The organism is Pseudomonas sp. NFR16 (genome assembly GCF_900108875.1).
In the GTDB taxonomy this organism is placed as follows: Bacteria; Pseudomonadota; Gammaproteobacteria; order Pseudomonadales; family Pseudomonadaceae; genus Aquipseudomonas.
Window position 1 is genome coordinate 146276 of record NZ_FNYJ01000008.1, and the last position, 22819, is coordinate 169094.

The 22819-nt window shown below is 61.1% G+C and carries 19 protein-coding genes; 11 read left to right on the forward strand and 8 right to left on the reverse strand.

From position 1 onward, the window contains the following. Positions 1–62: 62 nt before the first annotated feature. Positions 63–695 (forward strand): pseudouridine synthase, encoded by a 633-nt coding sequence (locus BMZ10_RS25760; RefSeq protein ID WP_093469152.1) that lies wholly within the window; start codon positions 63–65, stop codon positions 693–695. A gap of 129 nt (positions 696–824) precedes the next feature. Here the strand turns inward: BMZ10_RS25760 and BMZ10_RS25765 are convergent, their stop codons facing one another. Together BMZ10_RS25765 and BMZ10_RS25770 are read right to left on the reverse strand one after the other, a co-directional pair. Next, positions 825–1031 carry a DUF2788 domain-containing protein gene (locus BMZ10_RS25765; RefSeq protein WP_093469154.1) on the reverse strand — a complete coding sequence of 69 codons (207 nt, stop codon included), beginning with the start codon at positions 1029–1031 and terminating at the stop codon, positions 825–827. A 23-nt stretch (positions 1032–1054) separates the two neighbouring features. Beyond that, positions 1055–1537 carry an Lrp/AsnC family transcriptional regulator gene (locus BMZ10_RS25770; RefSeq protein ID WP_093469156.1) on the reverse strand — a complete coding sequence of 161 codons (483 nt, stop codon included), beginning with the start codon at positions 1535–1537 and terminating at the stop codon, positions 1055–1057. A 502-nt stretch (positions 1538–2039) separates the two neighbouring features. On the opposite strand from BMZ10_RS25770, the gene BMZ10_RS27805 reads away from it, so the two are divergent. Beyond that, positions 2040–3164, forward strand: coding sequence for a DUF6515 family protein (locus tag BMZ10_RS27805; RefSeq protein WP_256214588.1), 1125 nt, complete (start codon positions 2040–2042; stop codon positions 3162–3164). Between the two features lie 30 nt (positions 3165–3194). Here the strand turns inward: BMZ10_RS27805 and BMZ10_RS25785 are convergent, their stop codons facing one another. Continuing rightward, positions 3195–4100 (reverse strand): cation diffusion facilitator family transporter, encoded by a 906-nt coding sequence (locus BMZ10_RS25785; RefSeq protein WP_093469162.1) that lies wholly within the window; start codon positions 4098–4100, stop codon positions 3195–3197. A gap of 29 nt (positions 4101–4129) precedes the next feature. After that, positions 4130–4555, reverse strand: a complete 426-nt coding sequence (locus BMZ10_RS25790) for a polyribonucleotide nucleotidyltransferase (RefSeq protein ID WP_093469165.1) — start codon at positions 4553–4555, stop codon at positions 4130–4132. A 143-nt stretch (positions 4556–4698) separates the two neighbouring features. Between BMZ10_RS25790 and hrpB the strand changes: the two genes are divergently transcribed. Continuing rightward, the gene (hrpB, locus tag BMZ10_RS25795) at positions 4699–7230 is read left to right on the forward strand and encodes an ATP-dependent helicase HrpB (protein WP_093469169.1); all 2532 of its coding nucleotides are present in this window, start codon (positions 4699–4701) and stop codon (positions 7228–7230) included. A 39-nt stretch (positions 7231–7269) separates the two neighbouring features. Here the strand turns inward: hrpB and BMZ10_RS25800 are convergent, their stop codons facing one another. Beyond that, complete coding sequence (locus tag BMZ10_RS25800; RefSeq protein ID WP_093469172.1) at positions 7270–8361, reverse strand: endonuclease/exonuclease/phosphatase family protein; 1092 nt, start codon at positions 8359–8361, stop codon at positions 7270–7272. Between the two features lie 9 nt (positions 8362–8370). Next, positions 8371–9024 (reverse strand): YciC family protein, encoded by a 654-nt coding sequence (locus tag BMZ10_RS25805; RefSeq protein ID WP_093469175.1) that lies wholly within the window; start codon positions 9022–9024, stop codon positions 8371–8373. Between the two features lie 192 nt (positions 9025–9216). Between BMZ10_RS25805 and BMZ10_RS25810 the strand changes: the two genes are divergently transcribed. The 8 genes from BMZ10_RS25810 (at position 9217) to BMZ10_RS25845 (ending at position 18786) form a co-directional block, all read left to right on the forward strand. Continuing rightward, entirely contained in the window at positions 9217–10014 is a 798-nt protein-coding gene (locus BMZ10_RS25810; RefSeq protein WP_093469178.1) for a DUF2076 domain-containing protein, read from the forward strand. Positions 10015–10278: 264 nt separating this feature from the next. Beyond that, positions 10279–10758 (forward strand): NYN domain-containing protein, encoded by a 480-nt coding sequence (locus BMZ10_RS25815; RefSeq protein ID WP_093469181.1) that lies wholly within the window; start codon positions 10279–10281, stop codon positions 10756–10758. Between the two features lie 86 nt (positions 10759–10844). Beyond that, positions 10845–11483: a 3'-5' exonuclease gene (locus BMZ10_RS25820; protein ID WP_093469184.1), complete on the forward strand. Its 639-nt coding sequence runs from the start codon at positions 10845–10847 to the stop codon at positions 11481–11483. Between the two features lie 257 nt (positions 11484–11740). Beyond that, a complete protein-coding gene (gene yedA / locus BMZ10_RS25825; RefSeq protein ID WP_093469187.1) occupies positions 11741–12640 on the forward strand; it encodes a drug/metabolite exporter YedA in 900 nt (299 codons plus the stop codon). A 61-nt stretch (positions 12641–12701) separates the two neighbouring features. After that, positions 12702–14039, forward strand: a complete 1338-nt coding sequence (locus BMZ10_RS25830) for an RNA helicase RhlE1 (RefSeq protein WP_093469190.1) — start codon at positions 12702–12704, stop codon at positions 14037–14039. 94 nt (positions 14040–14133) lie between these two features. Then, positions 14134–14838, forward strand: coding sequence for a cysteine protease LapG (gene lapG / locus BMZ10_RS25835; protein ID WP_371266275.1), 705 nt, complete (start codon positions 14134–14136; stop codon positions 14836–14838). After that, positions 14838–16784 carry a cyclic di-GMP receptor LapD gene (gene lapD / locus BMZ10_RS25840; RefSeq protein WP_093469196.1) on the forward strand — a complete coding sequence of 649 codons (1947 nt, stop codon included), beginning with the start codon at positions 14838–14840 and terminating at the stop codon, positions 16782–16784. The genes lapG and lapD overlap by 1 nt, the downstream gene beginning before the upstream one ends. Before the next feature lie 322 nt (positions 16785–17106). Beyond that, entirely contained in the window at positions 17107–18786 is a 1680-nt protein-coding gene (locus BMZ10_RS25845; RefSeq protein ID WP_093469199.1) for a methyl-accepting chemotaxis protein, read from the forward strand. 671 nt (positions 18787–19457) lie between these two features. Here BMZ10_RS25845 and BMZ10_RS25850 read toward each other — a convergent pair. Both BMZ10_RS25850 and BMZ10_RS25855 read right to left on the reverse strand, forming a co-directional pair. Then, positions 19458–19727, reverse strand: a complete 270-nt coding sequence (locus BMZ10_RS25850; protein ID WP_093469202.1) for a DUF2845 domain-containing protein — start codon at positions 19725–19727, stop codon at positions 19458–19460. Positions 19728–19775: 48 nt separating this feature from the next. Continuing rightward, complete coding sequence (locus BMZ10_RS25855) at positions 19776–22730, reverse strand: DUF748 domain-containing protein (protein WP_177182224.1); 2955 nt, start codon at positions 22728–22730, stop codon at positions 19776–19778. Positions 22731–22819 lie beyond the last annotated feature (89 nt).

Here is a 22819-nt window from a genome sequence, read left to right on the forward strand (position 1 = left end):
ATTCAGGACAAGGGCCACTAAAGTGGCCCTTTGTATTTTCGCTTACGCCGTTTCGAGTCCCCATGCCCCGCAATCAACGTCCCGTTCCCCGCCGCCCCGCGCCTGACCGCTCCGGCGCTCCTCGCCGCGTCGCGAAAGCGCCGCCTGCCGAGCCCCGCCTGATCCTGTTCAACAAACCGTTCGACGTACTGACCCAGTTCAGCGATGGCGAGGGCCGCGCGACGCTCAAGGATTTCATCGATATCCCCGGCATCTATCCAGCAGGTCGCCTTGACCGGGACAGCGAAGGCTTGTTGTTGCTGACCAATGACGGTCAGTTGCAGGCGCGCATCGCTGACCCGAAACACAAACTGGCGAAAACATATTGGGTGCAAGTGGAGGGCGAGCCCAGCGAGGAGCAACTGCACAATCTGCGCAGCGGCGTGGAATTGAACGACGGCCCGACGTTGCCGGCACAGGCGCGTCAACTGCAAGAACCCGAGCTGTGGCCGCGCAATCCGCCGGTGCGATTCCGCAAGAGCGTGCCGACCAGTTGGCTGGAGTTGATCATCAAGGAAGGCCGCAACCGACAGGTGCGCAGGATGACTGCAGCAGTCGGTCTGCCCACCTTGCGGCTTGTGCGTGTGCGCATCGGCGACTGGAGCATCGACGGGCTGGATCAGGGGCAGTGGCGAGAAGTGCCGGCGAAACTCTGACCGACGCAGCGGGGGAGCCAGGCTTGCTCCTGCGCAGACGGCGGCTTCTCTACCGGCCGCGCGTTCCAAAGCTGCCCGGAACATGCTCGCTCCCGCAGTGTAGTTGCGGTCTGACGCTGCGGTCAGGCGCTAGCCGTGCTGCTCGAGATACGCAATCACCACGCTTTTGATCACGAACGCCAGCACGCCCAACCCCAGCACGCCGAACAGGATCATCGTGCCGAAGCGTCCAGCCCTGGATTTCTTCGCCAGGTCCCAGACGATGAAACACATGAAACCGATGAGGACCGTCACCAGGATGGTCATCATCCACTCTTCGAACACCTCGGGTTCCATCGTATATCTCCAGTGAATCGGGCCTACCCGCCGCGCAGGTGTACTAAGGGTAGCTCGGTGCTCGCCAGTACCTGATTGAGCACGAAACTGGAACGCACGCTGGTGACCCCATCGATGCGGGTCAGATGCCCGAGCAGAAATTTCTGATAGTGATCCATGTCCGGCACCACGACCTTCAGCTGGTAATCAGCGTCGATTCCTGTGACCAGGCTGCATTCCAGCACCTGTGGCAGGTTGCGGATGTGCTGTTCGAAATTCTCGAATCGGTCGGGTGTGTGGCGGTCCATGCCGATCAGCACGTAAGCGGTCAGGCTCAGGCCCAGTTTCTTGCGATCCAGCAACGCCACCTGACGCTCGATGTAACCGTCGTCCTCCAACTGTTTCACGCGTCGTGAGCAGGGCGAAGGGGACAACCCGATGCGTTCGGCCAGCTCCTGATTGGAGATGCGCGCATCGCGCTGCAATTCGGCCAAAATACTCAAATCATATCTGTCGAGCTTGCTCACGATAAGCACCTTTATGAGATCGATTGCGCTGAATTATTCATCCGAAGTGAAAAATTGCGCAAGTGGTGTTTTCATCAGCAATATTCGCAATCCGCTGTCGCCCGGTCAGGCCTATTCTTTTAACCAGAATCACTGCCCGGACATAGCGTCCAGCGCGGCCCGCCGAATCAGGCCAGCCGCGGCCTCCAGCCCGACAGGGTTGACCAGGCCACCGGGCTGCGCAATGTCCAGAAGACGATGCGAGGTGAGCCGGCGTCAAAAGCGTCGAGCCAGGACGAAGTCTCCAAGAGAGGGCCAATGAGCCCTCTTTTTTTGTGCCTGCGATAACCGCCGAGGCTCAAATGCCTGCTCTTTGAGCGAGACGTGCCTGCGACGGCCTGGATCGACAGATTTCAGGCAAGCTCACGCCTACAGTTTCAGGCGGCACGCTGATAGAGTGCGGCGAACGGCGCACCCAGAATGCAGTCCTATCCACAGGTATCCGCGCCGCAGTGAGGAAAGCATGAACATGCGCATCTGGCGTTTGACAGGTGTCAGTCTCTTGGCCTTGAGCATCAGTGCTCAGGCGCTGGCGGACGATAACAATCAACAGCAACAGCAACAACGTCAGCAGCAACAGCGCGGGTTCGAGATGCAGCGTCAGCAGCAACAGAACCAGCAGCGTAGCTTCAACGAGGATTCACAGCGTCAGCAACAGCAGCGCCAGCAGCAGCGCCAGCAGGAGCAGTTGCAGCAGCAACGGCAGATCCAGCAGAACCAGCAAGAGCGCTTCGATCAACAGCGCCAGCAGCAGGATCGCGAACGCAATCAACAGCGTCAGGATCAACTGCAGCAACAACGCCAGCAACAGTTGCAGCAACAACAACGCCAGCAGCAACAGCAGTTGCAACAGCGTCAACTTCAGGATCGTCAGAGCAATCTGCCCATCCAGAGCCGACCTGATACAGCGGTGCAGACTCAGGAACCGCGTCAGGGCTTCTACCGCGACCTGCCGCGAGACAGCCCGTGGCGAGGCGGCGACCGTCGTCCCGATAACGGCAACTGGCAGGGCGGCAGACCGCCGGGTGGCCACAACGAGGGTTGGGGATCCGGGCCGCGTTACCGCCCCGGTTACGAGATAGATCGCATCCCGGGCGGCTATTCACGCGTGCCCTATCACGGCAGCGACTACTTCTATTCAGGCGGCTACTGGTATCGCCCGCAGGGCCCTCGCTACATTGTGGTCGCGCCGCCGCGGGGCGTTCGTGTGCGCTACCTGCCCGATTATGCGCAGCAGGTCTGGCTGGGCAGCGCGCTGTTTTTCCTGGCCGCAGGCACGTACTACACCTATGAGCAAAGCACTCAGGAGTACGTCGTGGCCGAGCCGCCGCAGAACGTCGAGCCGGTGTATTCGCCTGAGCAGGCGCCGCAGCAGGGCGGTCCTTATGACGTGATCGCTTACCCGTCCAACGGCCAGACCCAGCAGCAAATCGAGCAGGATCGCTACGATTGCTACCGCTACGCCGTGCAGCAGAGCAACTTCGATCCCGCTACGGCAACCTATCAGCCAGCGCCGGAAGTGCTCGGGCTGTACCGCCAGGCGATGGCGAGTTGTTACGCCGGACGTGGATACAGCGTTCAGCAGTAAGCACGCCTGATGATGTGAAGCGGACCGGCATCAGTTCAAGACTGGACTGTTGCCCCGCTTCACGACTTCCTGCGGGTCGGCATGGACCAGCACTTCGGCTTTGGGGTATTCGTCGCGAATGGCTTTCTCAACGTGCTCGCACAACTCATGGGCGACGGTCAGGGTCAATGCGCCCGGCAGCTCCAGGTGCAATTGCACGAACCAGTGATTCCCGGATATCCGCGTGCGCAGGTCATGCGCGCCCAGCACGCCGGGCACGCTTTCGGCCAGCGCCAGCATGCGCGCGCTGACATCCGCTGGCAGTTCGGCGTCCATCAACACCGAAACCGTTTCCCGGGCAATGGAAACCGCGCTCCACAGGATGTAGAACGCGATCGCCAGACCGAAGTAAGCATCCAGTTGCGCATAGCCGACGTATGCCAGCCCAAGGGCCAGCATGATGCTGAAGTTAAGCAGAAGATCCGAGCGATAGTGCAGCGAGTCGGCCCTGATCGCCGCCGAGCCCGTCTCCTTGACCACCTTGTGTTGCAGCGCCAGCAGGCCGAGGGTCAGCACGATCGACAGCAACATCACCAACATGCCCAGACCCGGGGCACTGAGCGCTTGCGGGTGCTGGATGCGCTGGATCGCCTGAAATCCGATGAGAAATGCACTGACGGCAATGAACAGCGATTGCGCCATGCCAGACAACGCTTCGGCTTTGCCATGACCGTATCGGTGATCGTCGTCGGCAGGGCGAAGCGCGTAATGCACCGCGAGCAGATTCAGAAAAGACGCCGCCCCGTCGAGCAGGGAATCCGTCAGGCCCGCAAGCAGGCTGACCGATCCGCTCAGCCACCACGCCACCGCCTTGCTGATGATCAGGACGCTGGCAACGGCCAGTGAAGCTCGCGTCGCCAGCCGCAATAACCGGGCGTGTTCGGGGCTGCTGCTCATGGTGCTTCCTTGTCAGAACGTTGAATGCATCAGGCGGAGGGCACCAGGCCCAGCGACGCCAGCTGCTCGGTGCTGCCTTTGTGCTGGATCAGACGCGGATCGTCCAGTGGCAGCGTGCGGCCCAGTTCAGTCTGAATGATGGCCTGTAGCTTGGCATTGTCGACTGTGCCGTCGGTGCGAACCGCCGGTTCGAGCTTCTCGGGATCGATCTGCGCCTGCTTGCCGCTTGGCAGGTAGATCGCGCCGGTGGCGAAGTCGACGCCGAAGGCAATCACGCCGGGGATGATGTAGAACAGCAGACCGATGGCATCGAGGACGACGATTGCCGGGTCCATCCGGCCGCTGCCTTGAATCTGTCCACGACGGTCAGGATAAAAGATGCTGCCGCAAGCGGTCAGCTGAGTCAGAAGGCTGGCAACCAGAACGCCGCCGATCAAACGCGAAGGAATGCGCATGGGGATCTCCTCAGAGGAAGTCGCAACTATACAAGGCAAATGCCTAATCAATAAGACTATCCGAGTTGCGCGACGGTTCGTTGTGACGGCAAACAAAGCAGCGGCCGCCTCCGTATAATCGGCAGCCTGTTTCTGGAGCCGCCATGAATTCTCTGCCTATTGATGCCGTCTTGCCTGCCTTGCGCCAGGCCCTCGCCGAACGTGACGAAGCCGTGCTTGAAGCGCCACCCGGCGCGGGCAAGACCACGCGGGTGCCACTCGCTCTGCTGCACGAACCCTGGCTGCAGGGGCAAAGCATCCTGATGCTCGAACCCAGACGCCTCGCCGCACGGGCCGCAGCCGAGCGGCTGGCTTCGGAGCTTGGGGAGCGCGTGGGGCAGACCGTGGGCTACCGCATCCGGCTCGACAGCAAGGTTGGCCCCGACACGCGCATCGAAGTGGTCACCGAAGGCATTCTCACCCGCCGCCTGCAGGATGATCCTTCGCTTGAGGGCGTCGGCCTGCTGATATTCGATGAATTCCATGAAAGAAGCCTGGACGCTGATCTTGCGCTGGCGCTCAGTCTCAATGGCCGTGCGCTGTTTCGCGATGAGCAAGCGCTGAAGATTCTGTTGATGTCAGCCACGCTCGAAGGCGAGCGGCTGTCGAGCCTGCTCGACGACGCCCCGGTGCTCAGCAGCGAAGGGCGCATGTTTCCGGTGATCATGCAGTGGGGGCGACCTTTTGTGCCGGGCGAATTCATTGAGCCACGGGTGGTGCAGACAGTCCTTGATGCGTTGGGCAATGAGTCAGGCAGCCTGCTGGTGTTCTTGCCCGGGCAGGCAGAAATACGGCGGGTCAATCAGCAACTGGCCGACGCGCTGGGTGAGCGCAGCGACGTGATGCTGTGCCCGCTGCATGGCGAGCTGGATCTGAACGCCCAGCGCGCAGCCATCGAGCCCGCACCCAAGGGCATGCGCAAAGTGGTGCTGGCGACCAATATCGCCGAAACCAGCCTGACCATTGACGGCGTGCGTGTGGTGGTCGATGCCGGCCTGGCGCGTGTTCCGCGCTTCGATCCGGGCAGTGGCATGACGCGTCTGGATACCCAGCGCATTTCCCGGGCCAGCGCCACTCAGCGGGCAGGCCGGGCAGGGCGTCTGGAGCCGGGCGTGTGTTATCGCCTGTGGTCCGAAGCGCAGCACGATCAGTTGGCGGCCTATGGCACGGCGGAAATCCTTCAGGCCGACCTCGCTGGGCTGGCGCTGCAACTGGCGCGCTGGGGCGTAGAGCCTGTCCAGTTGGCCTGGCTGGACACTCCACCGGCGGCGGCCTATGCGCAAGCCCGCGATTTGCTGGCGCAACTCGGTGCGCTGGTTCGCACATCGGGCGGAGACTGGAAACTCACCGCCCACGGACAGGCGATGGCGGAGGTGCCCGCCCATCCGCGCCTCGCCCATTTACTGTTGCGCGGTCAGGAGCTGGGGCTCGGCGCGCTGGCGTGCGACGTCGCGGCGCTGCTGGGTGAACGCGATATTTTGCGCGGTGCCGGTGCCGATCTACACAGCAGACTGACCCTGCTCGCCGGAACTGAGCGTGCAGCGCAGGGTACGCAGGGAGGCGTGCAGCGTGCCAGGCAGCTTTCGCGACAATACCGCGGTTACCTCAGACGCCCGCCGGAGCAGGTCGTCGCCGATCCCGATCATCCTCGCTGGCTTGGCGCCTTGCTCGCGCTGGCTTATCCCGACCGTGTTGCCCGTCAGCGACGCGAAGGTGGCGCGGAATACCGTCTGGCCAATGGGCGTGCGGCGCTGTTCGGAGAGCCGGATGCGCTGATGAAAGAGCCGTGGCTGGTGATCGCCGACCTGGGCAGCCGGCAGGGCCAGCGTGAAGAACGGATTTATCTGGCGGCCGAGTTCGATCCTGCGTTGTTCGATTCAGTGCTCGCCGAGCAGATCACTCAGCTCGATCAACTGGACTGGGACGAGCGCGAAGGCGTGTTTCGCGCCGAGCGTCAGCGCAAGGCCGGCGAATTGATCATCAGCCGCGAGCCGCTGACCGGGCTGGATGATTCGGCACGCGGCCAGGCGCTGCTTGCGCTCGTGCGACGCAAGGGGCTGGAAATGCTGCCGTGGACGCCAGAACTGCGGCAATGGCAGGCGCGGGTCGGGCTGCTGCGCCAGCTCGATCTGCAGAAACCGGGCACCAGCGAATGGCCGGACGTCAGCAACGACGCCCTGCTGGAGCGCCTGGAACAGTGGCTGCTGCCGTATCTGGGAAAGGTCACGCGGTTGAGCCATTTCGGCAACCTGGATTTGTCGTCGATCCTGCATAACTTGCTGCCGTGGCCGCTGCCGCAGCGCCTGGACGAACAGGCGCCGCATCACCTCAGCGTGCCATCCGGGTCATCGGTGCGCCTGGATTACAGTGAACACCCGCCCATTCTGGCGGTGCGCCTGCAGGAGCTGTTCGGTCTAGCCGACACGCCACGCATCGCCAATGGCCGGCAGATCGTCAAACTGCACCTGCTCTCGCCCGCCCGACGCCCCGTGCAAGTCACTCAGGATCTCGCCAGTTTCTGGCGCAACACCTATGCCGATGTCAAGAAGGACCTGAAGGGGCGTTATCCCAAACATTACTGGCCGGACGATCCGCTGGTGGCCGAGCCAACGGCACGGGTCAAGCCGAGGAAGTGACCCCGCTCTGCGGCACGGAGGCATAAGCCAGAGAAGCCGTTATTTTCCGGCGGGCAGCAAAAACCGGGCGATCACCGGCAGATGGTCGGAGATCAGCAATGTGTCCGCCTGACGGACCTGAGCATCGACACGTTTGAGTTTCGGGCTGTGGAACACGTAATCCTGCGTACGATCCGGCCCGCTGACGCGTGGGTCGTTGGGGAAGCGGGTGTACCACTTGCGCCGCTCGTCGCCATTGGCTTCCGCGTTGCTGGGGATCATCGGGAAGTTGTCCCACATCGGCTGCAGCTCGCTCTGGGGCAAGTAGCGCTGACGCTGCTCGGGCGGCAAGCGCGGGTATTGCCCTTGCGGCAACAAATTGAAGTCGCCGCCGCTGATCCACAGGCTGCCGCTTTGCTCGAACGCATTCAGCAATCTGGTGATGGACTGCACCTGCCGTTGCGCCGTGTCGTCACCCGGCTGCGGCTCGCTCAACTGCGTATTGACCACCGCCAGATCCCCGCCGCCGCGTATTGGCAGATAGCTCACCAACAGCGCCGGGCGCGGCGCGAACAGGCGGCCGATCAGATCGCCATGTGCCGAGGGCAATTGCACGCGCTCCCCCTTTTCAAGCTGATAGCGACTCAGGGTCGCCAGCTTCATGCCGACACTGCCGAAGATGTGCCGATCCGCGATGAAATCCGACTTCCAATAGAACGCCTCGGTGCTGCAGGGATAAAGGTCAGTGACACGCTCCTGCAGCAGCGCGAGCTGATTGCCGTATCCAGAGTTCTTGGCGCCGTCGTCGACCTCCTGCAGCAGCACGACGTCCGGCTGCTCGTCGCGAATCACGCGCGCGACTTCATCGAGGTTGTAGGCAATGTCTTCGGCAGTAGGGCGCTCATCCGGGCCGCTGCCGTCAGCCATGTCGTACCAGAAGACGTAGCGTTTGCCCGCCAGAGACTGGATGTTCCAGGTCATGACCTTGAGCGCCTGGCCGGGTAACAGTGTGGGCGGCGCGGCGTCCTTGACGTTGCAACTGACGGGAGTCTGCTCATGACGCGCCGGGTGCCAGGTCACGTCATAGATCAGCGCGCCAAGCAGCACCAGCGCGATCGCGAGATACAGGGCATAACGCGTCGGACGGGGCATGGGCGCTCCTCAGGCCGACCGCGCCGGTTCGTCGATCAGCATGAACAGGCGGAACATCACGACGCTGATGAACAACTGCAGAAAACTTGAGGTGCTGTCTACCGCCAGCGACAGCAGCGGGCTTTGTTGTTCGGGCAGCACGTAGTAACTCACCGCTTCCAGCACCGACAGTGGAATGTAGACGCACAACACGCAAAGCAGAATGCGCACCACGTGGCCCCGGGTCATGCTAAAGCTCTCGCGCATGGCTTGAAGCGGACCCATGCCACGCAATACCAGCAGGTACTCGGAGAACACCAGTTTGATCATCACCCACACGCCGGGAAGGATGAACAGCGACATGCCCGCCATGATCAACAAGGTGCTCAGGATGGTCAGTACGGCAAACGTAGGCCACATGCGCAGTGTCGTGGCGAACAGATCACGCGTGGCCGGCACTTCGCCGCGGGTCTTCGCATCCAGAAAAAGAATCAGCGCGCCGGTGTACAGCGGATAGAACAGCAGGCCGATCAGCAACTGCCACGTCGCCGAGTTTTGCCCGACTGCCAGCCATTGTTTGGTGACAGCTTCCAGAATCACCAGCGGCAGGCACAGCGTAAGGATGCTGGCGAAGTTACGCCGGAAAAAGTACAGCGAGTCTTGAAGAATGGTCAGCGGATTCATTGAAAGGTCACAGGCAGAAGCAGGCCGACACTGTAACGTAGAGCTGCAGAACGGGCCAACCAGATGGGCGAAGGCGGCGCTTCTTAACTTTTTCTACATTCTATTGAAACGCACCTGAACAGCCCCATTACTGAATGTGTCTGAGCATACGCCCAGCCAACAGAATTCCTACGGCAATCTAACGAGGTCGCCATGAACAGCGAAGAACAAACCCTGATCGACGGCTTGTTTACCAAACTCAAGCAGGCAGAAACCGATTCGGCCCCACGAGATGCGCAGGCCGACGCGCTGATCAAGGAGCACCTGACTCGCCAGCCCGCCGCGCCTTATTACATGGCGCAGGCGATTCTGGTGCAGGAAGTCGCGATCAAGCAGCTGGAAACCCAGAGCCGCCAGCGCGACGAGCAGATTCAACAGTTGCAGGCCGAGCTTCAACGCGCCAGGGCGCAGACCCAGGCCCCAGCGCAAAGCAGCGGAGGGTTCCTGTCGAGCATTTTTGGCGGTGGCTCGCGCGAGCCTCAGGCACAGCAGCCGGCGTCGTCGTTCTCGCGTCCTTCCAGCCCGCAGCCTTCGGCCGGCGGCTGGCGCGACAGCGGACCTGCCAGCCCGCCTCCGTACAACGCACCGCCACAAGGTGGCTATGCCCAGCCGCAAGCGGCGCCGGCTGCGCCCATTGGCAGCGGTTTTCTTGGCGGCGCGCTGAAAACGGCTGCCGGCGTGGCGGGTGGGGTAATGCTGGCGGAAGGCATCAGCAGCCTGTTCCACCACAACAGCCAGCCGCAGGAAATCGTGGAAATCATCCAGGAGGAACCGGCCCAGCACGCCAGCGATACCAACGTAGGCAACAGCGATGGCGGTTGGGGCGATGACCAGCAGCGTGTCACCAGTAACGACACCTGGGGCAATGACGCCAGTGGTTTCACCGATACCGACTATAGCAATGACGACGGTGGCTTCTTCGGCGGCGATGACGACGATTCCTACGTCTGACCACTGATTCCGCCCTTCAAACCCAAGCAGCGCGCTTGCCCGCGATAGCAGTGGACCAGCACACAAAAAGCTGACTGGCCCACCGCAAACGCTGGGAGCGCGCTTTTTCAATACCCCCGCAGCGCGCTGTTCGCGCTCACGCTTTAGTGCGGCATTGCCTGTCAGGCTGACATGCAGCCCTTCAATCCACTTCTCAAACTGGCATACTGAGCGCCGGTCCGGTGTTCGGGCCCTTGTCGCTTGTCAGCGCATCGAGGAGTTCCGGTGAGAAAGATCGCGGTGTTCGCCGACGTACAAAATCTGTATTACACCGTGCGTCAGGCCCATGGTTGCCATTTCAACTACGCCGCCCTGTGGGCCGACATCAGTCGGCGCGGGCAGATCGTCGAAGCTTATGCATACGCCATCGATCGAGGCGACAGCAAGCAGCAGCAATTCCAGCAAATCCTTCGAAATCTGGGTTTCACCGTCAAGCTCAAACCTTACATTCAGCGCTCGGACGGCTCGGCCAAGGGCGACTGGGACGTGGGCATCACGATCGACATCATGGACGTCGCGCCCCATGTCGATGAGGTCGTGCTGGCCTCGGGCGATGGCGATTTCGATCTGCTGCTCGATCGCATCATCAGCAAGCATGGCGTCGAGGCAGTGGCTTACGGAGTGCCTGGCTTGACGGCCAATTCGCTGATCCGTGCTGCCAGCCGATATGTGCCGATCGAAGGCGCGTTGCTGCTCAAAAGCTGATCGCCGACACGCTTCTATCGTTTGCTGCCGGTTTGCGGGCAAGCGCGGTCCTACAGGCAATTAGGTCATTCAAGAAAGGTTCACACATGCAAGAACGCATTGCCGTCATCGACTTCGAGACCACCGGGATATCGCCCAGCAGCAGTTGCCGGGCCACGGAAATTGCCGTGGTGATCGTAGAGCAGGGCGTGATCGTGGAGCGGTATCAGAGCCTGATGAATGCCGGCGTGCGCATCCCTTCCTTCATCGAGTCGCTGACCGGCATCAGCAACAGCATGTTGCGCACCGCGCCGCCCGCCGAGCGGGTGATGAACGAGGTGGTCGAGTTCGTCGGCTCGACGCCGTTGGTGGCGCATAACGCTTCGTTTGACCAGAAATTCTGGGATTTCGAGCTCTCCCGCATCAAGCGCAACCGCGTGCAAAGCTTCGCCTGCTCAATGTTGCTGGCGCGGCGCCTTCTTCCCCATGCGCCGAACCACAAACTCGGCACACTCACCAGCTGGGCCGGCTTGCCCCACACCGGCAAGGCTCACCGGGCCATGGCCGACGCGGAAATGGCTGCCAACCTGACGCTGCACCTGGGCCACCAACTGCGCGATACCCACGGGCTCGCCGGCGTCTCGCACCAGTTGCTGTGCACGCTGCAAAAAGTCCCTGCGAAGAAGATTGCCGACGCCATCAGCAAGCATCGAGGCCTCGCGGCGGGTCAACAGGACCGGCTGTAACCGAGCGTTGGTCCGTATGAGGGACATCAATTTTGCAGCGCGGCAACCTGCGCCTCCCTGTAGGACCGGCTTTAGCCGGGAATCGGTAGGACCGACGTAGCGCATTGTTTTTAGGACCGGCTTCAGCCGGGAAGAGGCCAGAGCGTGCGCGCGATAAAAGATTGTACGGGTCGAATAAACCTCAGTTGTAGCTGACGCCAGCGGCTTGGACATTTTTAGAATCATTCCAACAATAAACGACTGTATTCGAGCCTTTCATGCCTGCCTCCCGCCGTTTTCCGCTGTTGCTCATCGGTGCCTTCTTCGCGCTTTACGTGATCTGGGGCTCAACCTACCTGGCCATTCGCATCGGCATCGAAACATGGCCGCCCCTGATGATGGCCGGTGTCCGCTTCACCATCGCAGGCTCGATCCTGTTTGCGTTCATGCGATTTCGCGGCGCACCGATGCCGACCTTCAAGCAATGGAAAGCCGCCGGCATGATCGGCTTTCTGTTACTTGCCTGCGGCAACGGCGGCGTGACCCTGGCTGAGCACGCGGGCGTTGCGTCGGGCGTTGCCGCGCTGGCAGTCGCCGTCGTGCCCCTGTTCACCTTGTTGTTCGGTCTGATGTGGGGGCATCGCAATACCGGTCTGGAGTGGGCCGGCATCCTGCTCGGGCTGGTGGGCATCGCGCTGTTGAATCTGGGCTCCAACCTTCAAGCCAGTCCGATGGGCGCGGCACTGGTGATCTTCGCGGCCGCCACCTGGGCGTTCGGTTCGGTCTGGAGCCGTTACCTGCCGTTGCCGGGCGGACCGATGGCCAGCGCCTGTGAAATGCTCGTTGCCGGCGCAGTCCTTCTGGTGGGCAGCTTTGCCAGCGGGGAGCGCGTGACCCAGTCGCCCGGTCTGTCGGGCTGGCTGGTCATGGCCTATCTGGTGGTATTTGGCTCGATCGTTGCCTTCAGCTCGTACATGTATCTGCTGAAAAACGTCCGCCCGGCCGCCGCGACCAGTTATTGCTACGTCAACCCGGCGGTGGCGGTCCTGCTGGGCGTGCTGTTCGCCGACGAACACATCGGGGCGGCGGAAGCGGCGGCCATGGCCGTGATCATCAGCGCCGTGGTGCTGATCGGCCTGCCGCAGTGGCGCAAGCAGAAACCGCTGCAGAAAGGGTAAACTGCGCGCCATTGTCTTTCACCAGACCTGTGCGCTGACCCTTTTTTTCAACGGTAATCAAATGACATTCGCCTCTCTTGGCCTGATCGAACCCCTGCTGCGTGCTCTCGAAACACTCGGCTACCAGACGCCAACCCCCGTTCAGGCCAAGGCAATTCCTCCCGTGCTCGAAGGCCGCGACTTGATGGCCGCTGCCCAGACCGGCACCGGCAAAACCGCGGGTTTCGCACTGCCTCTGTTGCAGCGCCTGACCATGGAAGGGCCGAAAGTCGCTGCCAACTCGGTCCGCGCGCTGGTGCTGGTGCCCACGCGTGAACTCGCCGAACAGGTCCACGAAGCCATTCGCCAATACGCCGAGCATTTGCCTCTGGCCACCTATGCGGTGTACGGCGGCGTCAGCATCAACCCGCAGATGATGAAACTGCGCCGTGGTGTCGACGTGCTGGTGGCCACGCCCGGTCGCTTGCTGGACTTGCATCGTCAGAACGCTGTGAAGTTTTCTCAGGTTCAGACGCTGATCCTCGACGAAGCCGACCGCATGCTCGATCTCGGGTTTTCAGAAGAGCTGCGCGACATCTACGCCGCATTGCCCAAACGCCGCCAGACGCTGCTGTTTTCAGCGACTTTCTCGGACCCGATTCGCCTGCTGGCCGGCCAGATGCTCGACAATCCGCTGAGCATCGAGGTCAGTCCGCGTAACGTCGCGGCGTCTTCGGTGAAGCAGTGGGTCGTGCCGGTGGACAAAAAGCGCAAGAGCGAGCTGTTCATCCATCTGCTCAAGAAACTGCGCTGGAGCCAGGTGCTGGTGTTCGCCAAAACCCGCGTTGGCGTCGATCAACTGGTGGACCGCCTGCAAGGCCTGAACATCAACGCCGACGGCATTCACGGCGACAAACCCCAGGCCACTCGCCAGCGTGCGCTGGACCGTTTCAAGGCAGGTGAAGTGCAGATTCTGGTGGCCACTGATGTCGCGGCACGTGGCCTGGACATCGACGATCTGCCAACCGTCGTCAATCTGGATCTGCCGATCGTGGCCGAGGATTACGTTCACCGCATCGGCAGAACCGGGCGCGCGGGCCAGACCGGCGAGGCGATTTCGCTGGTGTGTGCGGACGAGGTCGAGTTGCTCAGCGCGATCGAGGTGCTGACGCGTCAGACGCTGCAACGCAAGGAAGAGCCGGATTTCGAGCCCGAGCATCGCGTTCCTGCCACAGACGCCACCGGGGCAATCCTGAAAAAACCGAAGAAGCCGAAGAAACCCAAAGCCAGCGCCGGTGGCAGTAAGCGCAATCTCGGTAAATGGGTCGACAGCGGTGAATCCGTGGCCCAGGCGCCTGACGTCAAGCCGGTGCGCAAGGTGCCTGCGTTCAATACCGGGCCGCGCAAGCGCAAGCCATGATGCGCTCGGTCGGTGATCTCAAGACGCCATTGTCTTTTGCCCGCCGACCGCTCACCATCGCCTGAGTTACCCGCCTGCCAGATGGATAAAAAAATTGGCAGTACGTCCAGCTCATAAGCGCTTCCGGAGTCGGCTGCTATTCGCGCTGGCGACGATGTGCATGGCGTATGTGGGTTACCTTGCCGCCGACTGGGATTTTTCCGAAATCAGTCGCCGCGCCGAAACCTTGTATGGGCCGTCGGGGGGCGGACGGCAACGCATCGATGCCTGGCAGGATCTGCTGGCAACCGAGAAGCAGGTCAGTGAAATGGACAAGCTGGCTGTGGTGAATCAGTTCTTCAACAAGCAGCTGCGCTACGAAGAAGACATCGACCTGTGGCATGAGGTCGATTACTGGGCCACGCCTGTCGAATCCTTGATCCTGGGCGCCGGTGACTGTGAAGACTACGCCATCGCTAAATATTTCAGCCTCCGCCGACTGGGTATTCCGAGCGAGAAACTGCTGATTACCTACGTCAAAGCGCTGCGCCTGAATCGCGCCCACATGGTGCTGACCTACTATTCGAGCCCGAACGCAGTGCCGTTGGTGCTCGACAGCCTGATCAACGACATCAAACCTGCCAGCGAGCGCCCGGATCTGTTGCCGGTCTACGCCTTCAACGCGCAAGGCGTGTGGCTGCCTGGCCCGCAGGGCAATAAAAAAACAGGTGACAGCAAACGTCTGTCGCGCTGGCAGGACGTACTAAAAAAAATGGGTGCCGAAGGCTTCCCGACCGAGCCTGGAAATGAGGAGCACTGATGTCACTGTTCAAGCAGCTGTTCATTGCTATCTGTCTGTTTCTGGTGGTCGCCTTCGCCGGTGGCTTCGTCGTCAGCCTGGAAAGCTCCAGGGCGCAGTACGTCAACCAGTTGCGTTCCCACGCGCAGGACGCCGCCACCTCGCTGGCGTTATCGCTCAGCGCCAATATCGACGACCCGGCAATGATCGAACTGATGGTGACGTCGATCTTTGACAGCGGCTATTACGCCAGCATTCGTGTGGTTGATCTGGCCAGCGGCGCTGCAATCGTCGAACGCCGCGCGGCGACCGGCATTCAGGATGTACCGAAATGGTTCGTCGACGCGACAGGGCTCGAGCCCGGCGCCGGCGAAGCCATCGTGAGCCGGGGCTGGCAGCAGACGGCGAGAGTGGAAGTGGTCAGCCATCCCATGTTCGCGCTGGCCAAGCTGTGGCAAAGCGCGCTCGGCAGTCTCGGCTGGCTGGTCGCCTGCGGCGTCGTCAGTGCGTTGGCGGGCGGGCTGCTCTTGCGTCGTCAGCTCAAACCTCTGGACTACATGGTGGCGCAGTCTCAGGCGATCGGCCGTCGTGAGTTTCTCACCTCGCCCGAGTTGCCGCGTACGCCAGAGCTGCGCCGTGTGGTTCAGGCGATGAACCAGATGGTCGAGAAACTCAAGGCGCTGTTCGAGGAGAACACCGAGCGCAGCGAGCAGCTGCGTGTCGAGTCTTATCAGGACAGTCTTACCGGTCTGTCCAACCGGCGCTACTTCGATATGCAACTCACTGCGCGTGTCAGTCAGCTGGAAGACAGCCGCGCAGGTTATTTGCTGCTGCTGCGGGTCAAGGATCTGGCCGGGCTGAACGAGCGTCAGGGCGGCCAGCACGCCGACGCCCTCATCGTCGCGGTCGCCGAGCTGCTGGTGCGTCAGTGCGAGCCCTTTGCACAGACGCGCAACTTCATCAGCCGCATTCGGGGCGGTGAGTTCGCGGTACTTGCGCCCGGCATGGTGCGCGAAGATGCCCTGCAACTCGCCCATAACCTTGCAACATCGCTGCGCAGCCTCGAAACGACCGGTGCCTGCGATGTTGCGCCTGTGGCGTACATGGGACTTGCGCCGTACAGCCCCGGCGACTCGTCGCTGACCCTGCTGGGGCTGGCCGATCAGGCGCTGTCGCAGGCCGAGGCGGGCGGCGATCCTACGTGGAACTGCATTGAACGTGGCGCAATTGGCGATCTGGGCGAAGACCATCATGCCTGGCATCGATTGCTGGACGGGGCCTTGATCCACGGTCGCTTTGAGCTGTTTTTTCAGCCGGTGGTCGATGCCAGAGAGCCCACCCAGGTGCTGCATTACAAAGTGCTTTCCCGCGTGGTCGATGCGCATGGCCAGACGATTCCCGCCGGGCGCTTCCTGCCATGGATCGAGCGCTTTGGCTGGTCGTCCCGGCACGATCTGTTGATGCTCGAGCAGGTGCTTCAGCATCTGCAGACGCACGACCAGCGTCTGGCGTTGAATCTTTCGGCAGCGACGCTGAATGACTCCAGAGCGTTGACCCGCACCGTTGAAGCATTGCGTGCACACCCTGGGCTGGGGCCGCGCCTGACCCTGGAAATCGGCGAAGAGCAACTGCCGGAGCAGGCGCTGTTGGAAACACTGACCCGGCGGTTGCAAGAGGCGGGATTCTCATTGGCGCTGCAGCACTTTGGTGGGCGTTTCAGCATCATCGGTAACTTGGCGCATCTGGGGCTGGCGTATCTGAAGATCGATGGCAGTTACATCCGGGCCATCGATCAGGAGAACCACAAGCGCCTGTTCATCGAGGCTGTGCAGCGGGCCGCGCACAGCATCGATCTGCCATTGATTGCCGAGCGCGTCGAGACCGCAGGAGAGCATCAGGTGCTCGCAGAAATGGACATCAAGGGTGTGCAAGGTCAGCTCTTTGGTGATCCGGCACCTTGGCAGTGATTGGCCGTTTCAAGACGCCAGACGATCATGTTTCTCCCTGAAAGGGCGGTCATCACGCGGGATAAGAGCCACCGCATCCCGCGCTGAAATACATCATCCAAAGCAATAGTGGAAGCCTCTCCATCATGGTTATCGATCTTGAAATCGAATACTAGCCTTGTGACATATTTCGCCTGTAATTTATATAAATAGGATCCTAAAGATCTGGCCTGAACCTGCGATACGGTGAGGTGAAGCTGTCGTCCCGCGACCATTAACTACAAGAGCTACTGGTCATTTTTTATCATCAAAAATGATACTTCCTGCATACAAGGAAATAGTCGTGACGTTGAATCTACGCCGCAAGGTCATTCTCCTTGCCATCATCCCGAGCCTGCTGCTGGCTGCGGTCATCAGCTGCATCACCTGGGTCGTGCTGCAAAAGCTCGCCACTCAGGAAGTGGAGCAAACTCGCGCGCTGCTGCTTGAGGAACGCAAACTGTCGCTGAAGAATTATCAGCAGATCGGCGAGGCGGCGATCAAGCCAATCTACGACGCTTCCGCGCCTGGCGACATGGACGCTCGTGATCGCGCGCTCAAAGTCCTGAAGAGCCTGCAGTACGACAAGGCCAGTTACTTCTTCGGTTACAACTCGTCCTACGTGCGCGTGTTCTGGTCCGACAAGGACCTCGACATCGGCAAGAACTTTTCCGACGCCAAGGATGCCAACGGCGTCTATGTCATCCGTGGCCTGGTCGACAAGGCCAAAGACGGCACTCATTTCTTCCGCTATGACTGGCCGACGCCGGGCAGCGACAAACCGATTCCCAAACTGGGCTACACCTCATACCTGCAGAAGTGGGACCTGGCGTTTGGCACGCAGGCCAACCTTGACGACATCGATAATCAGGTCGCTGCCATCGCGCAGTCCACGCAAAGCCGCATCGGCTCTTCTGCCGCGCTGATCGTCGCGATCATCGCGGTGTTTCTCTTGATCGTCGCACTGGTCGGGCTGGTGCTCGGCAACGGCCTGGTCAAGCCGGTGCTGGTGATCAAACAGAATCTGGACGACATCGCCGCCGGCGACGGCGACCTGACGCGTCGTCTTCCTGAGAGCGGCAATGATGAATTGGGCGCGCTGTCCAGGTCGTTCAACCAGTTCGTGGAGAAGATCCACGGGCTGGTTCGCCAGATTGCCGAGATGACCGGGCAGTTGAACAGCCTGGTGGGCGACATGTCGTCTCAGGCGCAACGGTCGGAGGAGGCGATGGGCCGCCAGCGGCAGGAAACCGACCAGGTCGCCACCGCGATTCACGAGATGTCCTCGGCGGCGCATCAAGTGTCGATCAGCGCGCAGGGCGCCTCCCAGGCCGCGCGCAAAACCAGCGATGTCGGGCTGGATGCCAAGACCGTCGTCAATAAAAGCATCGACAGCATTCACGCGCTCATTGGCGAAATAGGCGCGAGCAGTTCGTCGCTCGATCACCTGCGTCAGGATGTGCAATCCATCGCAACGGTGGTGGATGTGATTCGCTCGGTTGCCGAGCAGACCAACCTGCTGGCGCTCAACGCGGCCATCGAAGCGGCGCGCGCGGGCGATGCCGGGCGTGGTTTTGCTGTCGTCGCCGACGAAGTTCGCGCGCTGGCCAGCCGCACCCAGCAAAGCACTCAGGAGATCCACGACATGATCAGCTCGCTGCAACGTGGCGCGCAGGATGCCGTGGTCGCCATGAGTCGCTCCAGCGACACCGGCAAGACAACCGGTGAACTCGCCAACGAAGCCGGCACGTCGCTAGATGCGATTGGCCAGTTGATCGAAACCATCAACGACATGAACGCGCAAATTGCCAGCGCCTCCGAGGAACAGACCGCTGTCGCGGAGGAGATCAGCCGCAGCATGACCCAGATCGCTCAGGCCGTGGACGAAGTCGCCGACGACGCGCAAGGCGGCGCACAAACCGCACGCAGCCTGACCGCCCTGGGCGACCGTCTGGGTGGACTGGTGAAACAATTCAGAATCTGAAAATAGCGCGATGTGCGGGGTCGGGAGACGCCGCGATTCTTGAAACGCTCGACGCCTTCCGACTGCAGCCGGTCCTACGAAAAGCTTGCAACCTTCGTAGGACCGGCTTTAGCCGGGAAGAGGCCGGTGCGTATCGTGAAGATGTAGCGTCTGGAAATCAGTCTTCGCGAGCAAGCTCGCTCCCACCGGTTCGGGTGCCTGGCGCGAGACCACGCCACGCCGCAATGCCCTTGTGGGAGTGAGCCAACTGTCTTTAACGCACCCTTAGTTCTACGGCGTAACAGTCGACGCCTTCCCGGCTAAAGCCGGTCCTACGAAAAACTTGCAGCCACTGTAGGACCGGCTTAAGCCGGGAAGAGGCCGGTGCATATCGTGAAGATTTAGCGTCTGGAAATCAGCCTTCGCGAGCAAGCTCGCTCCCACCGGTTCGGGTGCCTGGCGCGAGACCACGCCACGCCGCAATGCCCTTGTGGGAGTGAGCCAACTGTCTTTAACGCACCCTTAGTTCTACGGCGTAACAGTCGACGCCTTCCCGGCTAAAGCCGGTCCTACGAAAAACTTGCAGCCGCTGTAGGACCGGCTTTAGCCGGGAAGAGGCCGGTGTGTGAGGTGGAGATGTTTCTGCTGAAAACCAGTCTTCGCGAGCAAGCGCCCAAGGTTTTTGAACGGTGCTATTTGCCCCGCTTGCTGTTGATTTCCACCAGCTTGCCACCTTCAAACCGCAGGTACTGATACATCCCGTTGTTCGGGCCGTAGATCCATTCCTGAACCTGCACCTGATCCACCTGCCGGAAATGGTTGACGGTTTCCTTGTAGCCGATGATGTCCTGACTGACCGGCTGGCCGCATTTCTGCTGGACTTCGAACATACGGTCGCCTTCGCTGATCAACTGGCTGCCGCAGCGCAGCGTGTCGGCGTGAGCCAAACCGGTCGACGCCATCAAACCGAGAACGATCGCTATCCTCGTACGCACATTCTTCAAAAGTAATTACTCGCTATCCAGGTGCAAAGGGCTCACGACGCGGCCGTCTTTTTCCGGCTGGCCGAGGCTTGCGTCAACGAAATAGACCCGATCATCGGCCAATTGTCCCTTGTCCACCAGATAGTCCTTGATGCTGCCGGCGCGCGCCTGCCCAAGCTGACGCAGCAGCAGCGCGCTGGAACTCCACGACTTGAGCACAGCATCACGCATCTTGTTCTGACGTTCTTCCTTGCCCAGATCAACCCATTGCGCCGGTGGCTGCTGCTTGAGGCGCGTGCGGTAAATGCCTTCCAGCATCGGTGCTTTCTCGTCTTCCGGCACTTGCAGGTCGCTTGCCTGCGCCGGCACCTTGTCACCACGGCGCTGGAGGATCTTATAATAGGTGCTCTGGTACTCGCGCTCCAGACGTTGCTGAGCAATCAGCGGACCGTCGCTGGCCTCGGCGCTGGTGCCTTCGATCTCGAGGCGCAGTGCCGGACGCTCCTTGAGTGCGCTGGCCAGTTTGTCCAGCGATGCCTGAGCTTCGCTGCTTAGGTCGTCCGAACCGGGTGCAAACGCCACAGTGCCCAGGTCTTCAGAGCCACCGCCGCTGATCAGGCCACCGATGAACTTGAACGGCGCGGCAGCCGCCTTCACGACCAGATTGCGCAGGGTCTGCCAAACGATCGGCATGACGCTGAACTGTGGATTGTTCAGATCGCCGGTCACCGGCAGCTCGATCGAAATCCTGCCGTCCACGTCCTTGAGCAGGGCAATGGCGAGCTTGAGCGGCAGGTTCACCGCATCCGGACTGTCGACCTTCTCACCGAGCTGCAACTGCTCCACTACGACCTTGTTTTCCGCTTTAAGCTGGCCCTTGGTGATCAGGTAATGCAGGTCCAGGTTCAGGCGGCCCTTGCGAATTCGATAGCCTGCGAACTTGCCGGAGTAGGGCGTAAGCGTCGTCAGTTCGACGCGTTTGAAGCTGGTGGCGATGTCCAGACTCGCCAGCGGGTTGAAGGGATTGAGCGCTCCTTTGATGGTCACCGGCGCGTAGCGATCCACCTTGCCCTTGATGTCCACCGGCGCAGGCTTGTCCTGACGATTGTCCAGGGTGCCGATCTTGCCGTTGAGTTGTTGGACGGCGGTCGCGAAATTCGGTGTGAGGCTGAAGTCGGCGAAGTTTGCCGAGCCATTGTTGATATTGACCTCGCCGATGTGAATGGCCATCGGTTTGTCGGCAGACGCAGTTTTTGCCTTGGGCGCTGCAGGGGCCTTGTCGACAGGCTGCGGAATCAGCAGGTCGTCGATGTTGGTGGTGCGGTCATCGGCAATCACGAAGCGGGCGTAAGGTTGCTCAAGGTTGATTGCGGCGATGTTGAGGCTGTCACCGAGCTGGAAGTCCAAGCCCTCGACATTGACGCGCTGCCACTTCACGAAATCCCTCGATTTCAGCGTGTCGAGGGTATGCAGTTGGTCGACCTGAGCTTTGCCGGTAATGCCGAGCGCCAGTGGTTCGGTGCTCTTGAGGTCGACTGCCAGATCGGTGTTGAGCATGCCGCTGCGCACTTCCAGGCGGATGAACGGCGTCACGTAAGACTGAGCGATCCGCAGGTCGATGTCGCGCGTGGTGACATTGAGCTTCGCGCGAACAGGCGCCAGATTGACCTCGCCCTCGGCGGTGAGCTTGCCCTGTTTGCCCAGCCCGGTATCGAGCTTCAGCTTGAAAGGCGACTGATTGAGGCTGTCGAAGCCCGTCATGTCCAGATTCAACGGCCCGAGGTCCAGCACCACGGGCTCCTTCGGCACTTTGTCGGCCAGATGAATGCGGTAGTCGCGCAATTGGGTGTCGCGCAACAGAACCTGCCACGGCTTGCCCGGTGCTGCGGACTCCTGTCTGGCGGTAGTCTCGGTGCCCGTAGCGGTGGCCGGTTCCTGCTTCGCCGCCTCGTCTTTCTTGGCCTGAGCCCTGGACGGCTGACTGGCGAAAAGCTTCTGCCAGTCGAGCTGCCCGTCAGGCTCCCGCGCGGCCCAGGTTTCCAGGCCCTGACTGCGAATCTTGCCGACGCTGACCAATTGCCTGGCCAGATCGATGGAAGTGTCGCTCACCTCAAGGTTCTTCAGGCGGGCCAGTGGCCGACCATCAGGCGCATCAATGGCGAAAGGCGCGACGCTCAACGACGTGTTGTCCAGCAACAGCTCGGTTTCTTTGGCCAGACTCAATTTGTAATGGGTATTGAAGTTCAGCACGCCGTCTTTCAGCACCAACGGCAGCGCGTCGCGCACGTACGGCCACCAGACTTTCATCTTGCCGTCGGTGACCTTGAGCGTGCCTTCGGAGGTGATCGGCACCAGACTGATTCGCCCGACCCAGTCGATTTGCCCGCCCTCGGGGCCGGCGGCGACCAGCGTCATGTCGGCATTGTCCTCGGGCAGCGTGCTGAGGTTTTTCAGCTCGAAATTCAACGTGTCGTAGAGAAACTCGATCGGCTCGCTGGGGCGCAGATCCTGAAAATGCACATAACCGTCAGCCAGCTTGATTTCGTCGATTCGCAGCGGGAACGGCTTCGAGGGCGGCTCGTCCGGCTTGGCGGGTTCGCTGGGCGGCAACTTGAACAGGCCCGCCAGGTTCAGCGTGCCGTCTTTGGAGAACAGCAGTTCGGTCTTGGGCTTGTCCAGTTCCACAGCCTTGAGGTGCAGGGCCCTGGTCCACAGGCTGTCGATCTGCAGGTCGGCGTACAGGCGCTCGAAACCAATCTGCTCCTTGCCGGGAGCACCGATATTGAGGCCCCACAGCGTCACTTTCAGGCTGTAGGGATTGAGCTCCAGACGTTCGACTCGCGCCGGAACCGTAGCGTAATTGGCCAATTGCTGATTGATCACCCGCAACGCAATGCCCGGCAGGATCAGAAACCCCAGCAAGCTGTAGATTGCGAAGACGGCCAGCAAGGCGCCGATGGCGCGTTTCAATCCGTTGGGCATGTAGGTCGCCGACTCTCTCGATGGGAGGTGCTTGGAGTATGGCACGCCAATCTGGTTCCGAAGTCGATCGCCTCAATGCTCGCGGGAAA